8 protein-coding genes are annotated in these 8,918 nt (G+C 70.2%); all 8 read right to left on the bottom strand.

The genetic code is table 11. From position 1 onward, the window contains the following. The coding region (locus C1I97_RS24860; RefSeq protein WP_258382721.1) for a glycoside hydrolase family 13 protein at positions 1-1,347 on the bottom strand (1,347 nt) is incomplete at its 3' end. 191 nt (positions 1,348-1,538) lie between these two features. After that, positions 1,539-2,417: a carbohydrate ABC transporter permease gene (locus C1I97_RS24850; RefSeq protein ID WP_111005404.1), complete on the bottom strand. Its 879-nt coding sequence runs from the start codon at positions 2,415-2,417 to the stop codon at positions 1,539-1,541. After that, positions 2,414-3,376 carry a carbohydrate ABC transporter permease gene (locus tag C1I97_RS24845; protein ID WP_111005403.1) on the bottom strand — a complete coding sequence of 321 codons (963 nt, stop codon included), beginning with the start codon at positions 3,374-3,376 and terminating at the stop codon, positions 2,414-2,416. Before C1I97_RS24845 ends, C1I97_RS24850 begins: the two co-directional genes overlap by 4 nt. 6 nt (positions 3,377-3,382) lie before the next feature. Further along, entirely contained in the window at positions 3,383-4,732 is a 1,350-nt protein-coding gene (locus C1I97_RS24840) for an ABC transporter substrate-binding protein (protein WP_111005402.1), read from the bottom strand. Positions 4,733-4,859: 127 nt separating this feature from the next. Further along, on the bottom strand, positions 4,860-5,858 hold the full coding sequence (locus C1I97_RS24835) for a LacI family DNA-binding transcriptional regulator (protein ID WP_181446898.1): 999 nt from the start codon (positions 5,856-5,858) through the stop codon (positions 4,860-4,862). A gap of 62 nt (positions 5,859-5,920) precedes the next feature. Beyond that, entirely contained in the window at positions 5,921-6,736 is an 816-nt protein-coding gene (locus tag C1I97_RS24830) for an ABC transporter permease (RefSeq protein ID WP_111005400.1), read from the bottom strand. Between the two features lie 38 nt (positions 6,737-6,774). Then, positions 6,775-7,674 carry an ABC transporter permease gene (locus tag C1I97_RS24825; RefSeq protein ID WP_111005399.1) on the bottom strand — a complete coding sequence of 300 codons (900 nt, stop codon included), beginning with the start codon at positions 7,672-7,674 and terminating at the stop codon, positions 6,775-6,777. 3 nt (positions 7,675-7,677) lie between these two features. Next, positions 7,678-8,892 (bottom strand): ABC transporter substrate-binding protein, encoded by a 1,215-nt coding sequence (locus C1I97_RS24820; protein WP_181446897.1) that lies wholly within the window; start codon positions 8,890-8,892, stop codon positions 7,678-7,680. Positions 8,893-8,918: the final 26 nt, after the last annotated feature.

The raw sequence follows: 8,918 nt of genomic DNA, 5'->3' as shown, positions 1-8,918 counted from the left end.
GGTCAGGGGGGCGTCGCCGAAGGCCGGGCGGAGGCGGATCGCCTCGCGGTAGAGGGAGAGCATGGAGGCCGGGTCGGTCAGCTGCCGGTCGACGGCGTACGTGGGCCAGTCCGCGGGCTGCGGCAGCCAGGGTTCCCCGCGGGAGCCGAAACCGGCGTACGGCTCCTCGGCCGCCCAGGGCAGCGGGACCCGGCAGCCGTCACGGCCGGGGTCGGTGCCGCCGGAGCGGAAGTGCATCGGGTCGTCGACGCGGTCGGCGGGGACGTCGGCCTCGGGCAGGCCGAGTTCCTCGCCCTGGTAGACGTAGACCGCGCCGGGCAGGGCGAGCGAGAGCAGGGCGGCAGCGCGGGCCCGGCGGGTGCCGAGGGCGAGGTCGGTGGGGGTGCCGAAGGACTTGACGGCGAAGTCGAAGCCGGTGTCGGCGCGGCCGTAGCGGGTGACGGTGCGGGTGACGTCGTGGTTGCACAGCACCCAGGTGGCGGGGGCGCCCACGGGGGCGTGCTCGGCGAGGGTGGCGTCGATGGACGTACGGAGCCGGCCGGCCTCCCACGGGCAGGACAGGAAGGCGAAGTTGAAGGCGGTGTGCAGCTCGTCGGGGCGCAGGTAGCGGGCGAAGCGCTCGCTGTCCGGCAGCCACACCTCGCCGACGAAGACGCCGCCGTACTCGTCGGCGACGCGGCGCCAGGAGCGGTAGACGTCGTGGAGTTCGTCGCGGTCGACGTACGGGTGCGGATCGCGGCCCTCGGTGAAGTCGGGCAGACGGGGGTCCTTGAGCAGCAGGGCGGCGGAGTCGATGCGGACGCCCGCGACGCCCCGCTCGAACCAGAACCGCAGGATGTCCTCGTGCTCCTGGCGGACGGCCGGGTGGGCCCAGTTGAGGTCGGGCTGCTCGGGGGCGAACAGGTGCAGGTACCAGGTGCTGTCGGGCAGCCGGGTCCAGGCCGGGCCGCCGAACTGGGACGTCCAGTCGTTGGGCGGGAGTTCCCCGTGCGCCCCACGTCCGGGGCGGAAGTGGAACAGGTCCCTCTCGGGGCCGCCGGCGAGCGCGGCGCGGAACCAGGGGTGCTGGTCGGAGACGTGGTTGGGCACGATGTCGACGATCGTACGGATGCCCAGCTCCCGGGCCTCGGCGATGAGTTTCTCCGCCTCGGCCAGGGTGCCGAAGGCGGGGTGGATGGCGCGGTAGTCGGCGACGTCGTAGCCGCCGTCCTTCATCGGGGAGAGGTACCAGGGGTTGAACCACAGGGCGTCCACGCCGAGGTCGGCGAGGTACGGCAGCCGGGCGCGGACGCCCGCGAGGTCGCCGGTGCCGTCCCCGTCGCCGTCGGCGAAGCTGCGGACGTACACCTGGTAGATGACGGCGGAGCGCCACCAGGCAGCGTCGTTCCGGCCGTCCCGGTCGTTCCGGCCGTCCCGGTCGTTCCGGCGGTTCCGGTCGTTCCGGCGGTTCTGGCCGTCCTGGTCGTTCCGGTCGTTTCGGGCAGGGATGGACTGTCCCACTGTGCGTGCCTTTCTGTCTCGGTGCCGAAGGGTGTGCGTCAGCCCTTGGTGCTGCCCGCGCTGATCCCGGCGACGATGTGCCGCTGGAAGACGAGGAAGAGCGCGACCATCGGGATGCTGGCGATCACCATGGCGGCGATGAGCACGGTCAGCTGGATGTTCTGCGACAGCTGGACCAGGGCCACGCTGATGGGCTGCTTGCCGGTGTCGGAGAAGACCATCAGCGGCCACAGGAAGTCCTGCCAGACGGCGACCAGCGCGAAGATCGACACCACGCCGAGCACGGGCCGTGACATCGGCAGCACGATCGACGTGAGGATGCGCAGCTTTCCGGCGCCGTCGATCTCGGCGGCCTCCAGCACGTCCCGTGGTATCCGGTCGAAGAACCGCTTGAGCAGGTAGAGGTTGAAGGCGTTGGCGACGGCCGGCAGCCAGACGGCGAGGGGGTCGTTGAGCAGGCTGGTGTGGATCAGCGGCAGGTCGGCGACGGTGAGGTACTTCGGTACGACCAGGGCCTGTGCCGGGACCATCAGGGTGGCGAGGATGCCGCCGAGGATCACCTTGCCGAAGGCCGGCCTCAGGTGGGACAGGGCGTAGGCGGCGGCCGTGCAGAACACCAGCTGGCAGGCCCAGGCGCCGGCGGCCTGGACGACCGTGTTCCCCAGGTGCTGCGGCAGTTGCATCAGGTCCCAGGCGTCGGTGTAGGCGCTGAGGTGCCAGTGCTCGGGGACGAGTGTGGGCGGGGTCCTGGCCACCTCGTCGGGTGACTTCGTCGCGCCGGTCACCATCCAGTAGACGGGGAAGAGGAAGGCGAGGGTGAAGAGGAGGACGGCCGTGGTGAAGACGGTCCAGTAGACGGCCTTTCCGCGCGGGCGGGCCAGGGTGGCCGGGGAGACGAGGGTGCGGGTGGCGCTCATGCGTCCTCCTCGCCGGGGCCGGAGCGGGTCAGCCGCAGGTAGACGGCGGAGAAGAGCCCGAGCAGGGCGAGCAGCATGACGCTGAGCGCGCAGGCGCCGCCGAAGTCGTTGTAGAGGAAGGCGTACTTGTAGATGAGGTAGAGCACGGTGACCGTGGCGTTCTCCGGGCCGCCTCCGGTGATGACGAAGGGCTCGGTGAACACCTGCATGGTGGCGATGATCTGGAGGAGCATCAGCATCAGGATCACGAACCGGGTCTGCGGGACGGTCACGTGCCGGATGCGCTGGAGGAGGTTCGCGCCGTCGAGTTCGGCGGCCTCGTACAGCTCGCCGGGGATGGACTGCAGGGCGGCCAGGTAGATCAGGACGGTGCCGCCCATGGTGGCCCAGGTGGCGACGAGGACGAGGGAGACCAGGGCGGTGTCGGCGCCGTTGGTCCAGTGCGAGGTGGGCAGGTGCAGGGCGCGCAGGGCCTCGTTGGCGAGGCCGGCTCCGGGGTCGTAGAACCACTTCCACAGCAGGGCGCTGACCACGGGCGGGATCATCACCGGCAGGTAGACGACGACCCGGAAGAAGGCCTTGGCGTGGCGGAGTTCGTTGAGGACGAGGGCCAGGACGAACGGGACCGCGAAGCCGATCAGCAGGGCGAGCAGGGTGAAGGTGAGGGTGTTGCGCCAGGCGGCGCCGAACTCGGGGTCGTGCAGGAGGCGGGTGAAGTTGGCGGTGCCGGCCCATTCGGGCGCCTGGCCGGGCGTGTACTTCTGGAAGGCGATCACGACGGCGCGGATCGCCGGGTACCAGGAGAACAGGGCGAAGCAGACCAGGCCGCCGAGGAGGAAGGCGTAGGCGCGGGCCTGTTCGGCGAGGCGGCGCCGTCCCCGGTCCCCTGCCGGGGACGGCGTCCGCACCGGGTGGACGGCGACCGCCTCGGCGGGCCGCCGCTCGGCCGTCTTCGTCATCGCCGGTCAGCCCCGGGCCAGGATGCCGTCGATCTTGCCGGAGGCGTCCTTGAGGAGCCGGTCGATGTCGGCGTCCTTCTTGGTGAGGACGGCGGAGACGACGCCGTCGAGGACGGAGTAGATCTGCTGGGCGTGGGGCGGCTCGATCTTCATCCGGAGAGCCTGGTTGCCGTCGAGGAAGGACTGGTAGTTCTCCACGGGGACGTTGGCGTTGGCCTTCTTGGCCCGCTGGTCGGTGGCGTCGGCGGCGCCGGTGAACAGGCGCGGCTCGGGCAGGCCGACGGGGGCGTCGTTCGCCTTGGCGCGGACGTAGTCGCCGAGGAAGCCCTTGCCGGGAGTGAGGAACATGTGGTCGAGCCACTTGAGGCCGGCGCGGATCTGGGCGGGGGTGTCCTTCTTGTGGAACATGTAGCCGTCGCCGCCGACGAGGGTGCCCTTGCCGCCGGGCATGGGGGCCAGAGCGAGGTCCTTGAAGTCGCCGCCCTTCTCCTTGACCAGGATCGGGATGTTGTCGGGGGCGGCGAGGTACATGCCGAGCCTGCCCGAACCCATCATCTGCTGCACGTCGTTGATGACCAGGAGCTGCTTGCTGCCCATGGAGTCGTCGGTCCAGCGCATGTCGTGCAGGTTTTGCAGGACGGCGCGGCCCTCGGGGGTGTCGACGGTGGCCTTCCTGCCGTCGGCACTGACGACGTCGCCGCCCTGGGAGTAGAGCTCGGCGGTGAAGTGCCAGCCGCCCTGGTTCTGGGCGCTGTAGTCGGCGTAGCCGACGGTGCCGTTGCCCAGCGCGGAGATCCTCTTGGCGGCGGCGCGGACCTCCGCCCAGGTCGTGGGGGGCCTGTCGGGGTCGAGTCCGGCCTTCTGGAAGAGCTTCTTGTTGTAGATCAGGCCCATCGAGTAGCCGGTGCGCGGGATGCCGTAGATCCTGCCGTCGACGGTGTAGATGTCGCGCAGTTGCTTCTGGAGGGTGTCGTAGCTCTTCAACTCCTTGACGTAGGAGGTGAGGTCGGCCGCCTGGCCGGTGTCGACGACGTGCCCGACGTCGGTGAAGTAGGTGTAGAAGACGTCCTCCATCTGGCCGCCGGCGAGCTTGGCGTCGAACGTCTTGGGGTCCTGGCAGGGGAACGCGTCGTGCGCGACGACGTCGATGTCCGGGTTCTGCTTCTCGAAGGCGGCGATGTCCTCGTCGAAGAACTTCCGGTCGGCCTTGGCGCTCCGGGGCGGCTGGCAGTTGACCGTGATGCGGGTCCTGCCGTCGGCGGAGGTGTCGTCGTCCGATCCGCAGGACGTCAGGGCGAGGAACAGGGAGCAGACGCCGATCGCGGCGACGGCATGGCGGAACCCGGTGCTTCTCATCGGCGGACCCCTCTGGGCAGGGACAGGAGCAGTGGGTGCCGCACACTCAAGCACCGACGACTGGTCCCCGCAAGATGCCGCGCGGAAACTGAAATTATTTGACAGTGAACCGGATCTCCGGGACAACTCACGGACGGGGCGCTTGCGCGGTCGATCCGCGCACCACCAGCTCCGGCTCGAACAGCAGCTCGTCGGCCGGTACGGAGCTCCCGCTGACCCGGGCGTGCAGCAGCTCCACCGCGGCCTTGCCCATCGACTCGATGGGCTGCCGGACGGTGGTCAGCGGCGGTTCGGTGCAGTTCATCAGCGCGGAGTCGTCGTAGCCCACGACCGACACCTGGGACGGGACGTGGAGTCCGCGGCGGCGGGCGGCCCGTACGACGCCGAGCGCGAGCGGGTCGCTGGCACAGATGAACCCGGTGACTCCCCGGTCGATGAGTTTGGCGCCGGCGGCGTGGCCGCCCTCGATGGAGAAGATGGCGCGCGCGACGGACTCCTCCGGCAGCCGGCCGGCGATCGCGCGCGCCGCGGCCAGCTTGCGCGCGGAGGGCACGTGGTCGTCCGGTCCGAGGACCAGGCCGATCCGCTCGTGCCCGAGGGAGGCCAGGTGCCGCCAGGCCTGCTCCACCGCGACCGCGTCGTCGCAGGACACGCTCGGGAAACCGAGGTGCTCTATGCCCGCGTTGACCAGCACCACCGGGATGTTGCGGTCGGCCAGCAGCCGGTAGTGGCCGTGCGGGGCGTCCGCCTGCGCGTACAGCCCGCCGGCGAAGACCACTCCGGAGACCTGCTGCTGCAGCAGCAGGTCGACGTAGTCCGCCTCGGACACGCCGCCCTTGGTCTGCGTGCACAGCACGGGGGTGAGGCCGAGCTGGGCCAGGGCCCCGCCGATGACCTCCGCGAAGGCCGGGAAGATCGGGTTCTGCAGCTCGGGCAGCACCAGTCCGACCAGCCGGGCGCGTTCGCCGCGCAACTGCGTGGGCCGCTCGTAGCCGAGGACGTCCAGCGCGGAGAGCACCGCCTGCCGAGTGGTCTCGGAGACGCCGGGCTTGCCGTTGAGCACCCGGCTGACCGTGGCCTCGCTGACCCCGACCTTCTTCGCCACTTCCGCAAGTCGTCGCGTCATGCGCGCAAGAGTAGCGCAAGTTATGCAAGCCGCTTGCGTAAAGGCGGGCGGGCCGGGAGCGGCTACACCCGGCTCCCGGTCGCCGTGTCGGACGACAGCCGCTGGGCGACGTAGAGGGGAAGGACGGAGAGCAGCACGAGCACGGCCGCCACGACGTTGACCACCGGGGCCTGCTGCGGCCGGGTCATGTTGTTGAAGATCCAGACGGGCAGGGTCTCGACGCCGGGCCCGGCGGTGAAGGTGGTGACCACGATCTCGTCGAAGGACAGGGCGAAGGCGAGCAGCCCGCCCGCGAACAGCGCCGAGCGCACCAGCGGGAAGGTGACGTCGGCGAAGGCGCGGAAGGTGTTCGCGCCCAGGTCCATCGCCGCCTCCTCGTAGGAGCCGGAGGTGCGGCGCAGCCGGGCCACGACGTTGTTGAAGACGACGACGACGCAGAAGGTGGCGTGCCCGACGACCACGGTGAACAGGCCGAGGCCGACACCGAGCGGCTGGAGCACCGTGGAGAAGGCGGAGTTCAGGGCGATGCCGGTGACGATGCCGGGCAGCGCGATCGGCAGGACGACCACGAAGGAGAGGGTGTCGCGGCCGAAGAAGCGGTGCCGGGCCACCGCGAAGGCGATGAGCGTGCCGAGGACCAGGGCGATCGCGGTGGCGCCGAGGCCCGCCTTGACCGAGACCCAGACGGCGCTGCGCGCCCCCGGGTTGCCCCACGCCACCGACCACCAGTGCAGGGTCAGGCCGGGCGGCGGCCAGCTCGCGCTGCGGTCCGGGTTGAGGGAGTTGACGAGGACCAGCAGGAGCGGGACGTAGATCACCGCGAAGCCGAAGGCTGCGGCGGCGCGCAGCGCGATGCGCGCGCCACGGGAGAGCTGCATGACGTGGGACACCCCCCTGGGAAGACGGTCGAAGGCGGTCAGATGCTGCTGAGGGCGCCGGTGCGGCGCATCGCCAGCAGGTAGAGCACGATGACGACGACGGGGACCGTGCCGAGCGCGGCGGCCATGGGCAGGTTGAGTTCGATGTGGGAGTAGACGAGGTTGCCGATCAGCTGGGTCTTGCCGCCGACGATCTGCACGGTGATGTAGTCGCCGAGGCTGAGCGAGAAGGTGAAGATCGACCCGGCGGCGACCGACGGCAGCACCATGGGCAGCACGACCGACCGGAAGGTGCGACCGGGGCGCGCGCCCAGGTCGGCGGACGCGTCGAGCAGGTTGGCGGGCAACCGCTCCAGCGCGGTGTGGAGGGGCAGGATCATGTACGGCAGCCAGAGGTAGGTCAGGGTGAGGAGGGCGGCCGGCAGCCCGAAACCGGGGCCGCTCAGCCCGAACGGCTTCAGCATCCAGTCGGCGAGCCCGCCCTGGGACAGGATCAACCGCCAGGCGTACACCTTGACCAGGTAACTCGCCCACAGCGGGGTGAGGAGGGCGACCACGAGCAGCGGTCGCCACCGGGGCCGGGCCACGCGCGCGGTGAAGAAGGCGAGCGGGAAGGCGATCACCGCGCACAGGGCGGTGACCGCCAGGGCCACGCCGATGCTGCGAAGGATCACCTGGCGGAAGACGGGGGTCGTCAGCAGGGCGTGGAAGTTGTCGGCCGACCAGACCTTGACGACCTCGGACGTGAAGGAGTTCGTCGTCCAGAAGGCGGAGAGGAACAGCACGGTCAGCGAGCCGAGGTAGAGCACGGCCAGCCACAGCAGCGGTGCGGTCAGCAGCAGGGAGAGCCGCAGCCGGGGGCGGCGGTACAGCATCCCGGCCAGCCGCCGGACGGTGCCCCTGGAGCTCCGTCCGGCGGCCTGCTCGGTGACGGTCATGGTTCAGCCCTTGATCTCGGTCCAGGCCTGCACCCACTTGGCGTACGGCACGCACTTGACGTCGGTGCGGCCGTCCAGGCACTGCTCGATCGGCGTGTTCCAGAAGGCGACCCGCTTCCAGTAGGCGGTGTCGGCCGCGTGGTAGGTGGTGCAGAAGGTCTTGTCGCTGGTCTGCTCGCAGGCCCTGGCGTTGGCGGGGGCCTCGCCGAAGTACTCGGCGACCTGGGCGTTGGCCTTCGGGGAGACGATCCAGTCCAGCCACTTGTAGGCGCAGTTGGGGTGCTTGGCCTTGGCGGAGATCATCCAGGTGTCGGACCAGCCGGTCGAACCCTCCTTCGGCACGAACGCCTTGACCTTGGCACCCTCGGAGGCGGCGAGGTTCGCGATGACCTGCCAGGTGGTGCCGACCACGGAGTCGCCGCTCTTGAAGGCGGAGACCTCCTTGAGGTAGTCGCCCCAGTACTCGCCCACGTTCGCGTTCTGCTTCTTCAGCAGGGCCACGGCGGCGTCGAACTGCTTATGGTCGAGTGCGTACGGGTCCTCGATCTTCAGGGCGGGTTCGGTGGCCTTGAGATACAGGGCGGCGTCGGCGATGTAGATGGGCGAGTCGTAGGCCGTGACGTGGCCCTTGTGCTTCGCCGCGTCGTCGAAGACGGCGGACCAGGAGTCGGGCGCGGGCTTGACCTTCTCGGTGTTGTACATCAGCAGGTTGGCGCCGCGGCCGTGCGGGATGCCGTAGGCCCTGCCCTTGACGGAGTTCCAGGCCTGCATCTTCAGGTCGTCGAAGATGTCCTCGTAGTTCGGCACGAGGGCGGTGTTGACCGGGGCCGCGTCGCCGGAGGCGATCAGGCGCAGGGAGGCGTCGCCGGAGGCGGACACGGCGTCGTACTGCCCCGTCTTCATCAGCTTGACCATCTCGTCGGAGCTGGCCGCGACCTTGGAGTGCACCTGACAGCCGGTTCGCTTCTCGAAGTCGCTGACCCAGTCCACCTCGGGATCGTTGGAGCCGTCCTCGACGTAGCCGGCCCAGGCGATGACGTTGACCTGGCCCTCGGTCCTGCCGAGCTTGGACTGCGCCTTGAGATCGGGAGGGTTGAGGCCGGTCGCGGAGGAGCCGCTCCCCGGGCCGGAGGAGCCGCAGGCGGTGGCGGCGAGCAGCAGCGCGGCGGCGGCAGCCGCCGTCCGAAGGGTTCGGGTGAGGCGCACGACGTACTCCATGGGGAAGGGGGCACGGGACTCAGCGG

The sequence above is a fragment of the Streptomyces sp. NTH33 genome (genome assembly GCF_003236365.1).
GTDB lineage: Bacteria > Actinomycetota > Actinomycetes > Streptomycetales > Streptomycetaceae > Streptomyces.
Note: the sequence above shows the minus strand (reverse complement) of the source record. Positions and strands in the feature narration are given on the sequence as shown.

Coding starts and splice junctions, on each gene's coding strand:
- C1I97_RS24850 (WP_111005404.1), bottom strand. CDS start 2,417: ATGAGCGCCACCCGCACCCTCGTCTCCCCGGCCACCCTGGCCCGCCCG.
- C1I97_RS24845 (WP_111005403.1), bottom strand. CDS start 3,376: ATGACGAAGACGGCCGAGCGGCGGCCCGCCGAGGCGGTCGCCGTCCAC.
- C1I97_RS24840 (WP_111005402.1), bottom strand. CDS start 4,732: ATGAGAAGCACCGGGTTCCGCCATGCCGTCGCCGCGATCGGCGTCTGC.
- C1I97_RS24835 (WP_181446898.1), bottom strand. CDS start 5,858: ATGACGCGACGACTTGCGGAAGTGGCGAAGAAGGTCGGGGTCAGCGAG.
- C1I97_RS24830 (WP_111005400.1), bottom strand. CDS start 6,736: ATGCAGCTCTCCCGTGGCGCGCGCATCGCGCTGCGCGCCGCCGCAGCC.
- C1I97_RS24825 (WP_111005399.1), bottom strand. CDS start 7,674: ATGACCGTCACCGAGCAGGCCGCCGGACGGAGCTCCAGGGGCACCGTC.
- C1I97_RS24820 (WP_181446897.1), bottom strand. CDS start 8,892: ATGGAGTACGTCGTGCGCCTCACCCGAACCCTTCGGACGGCGGCTGCC.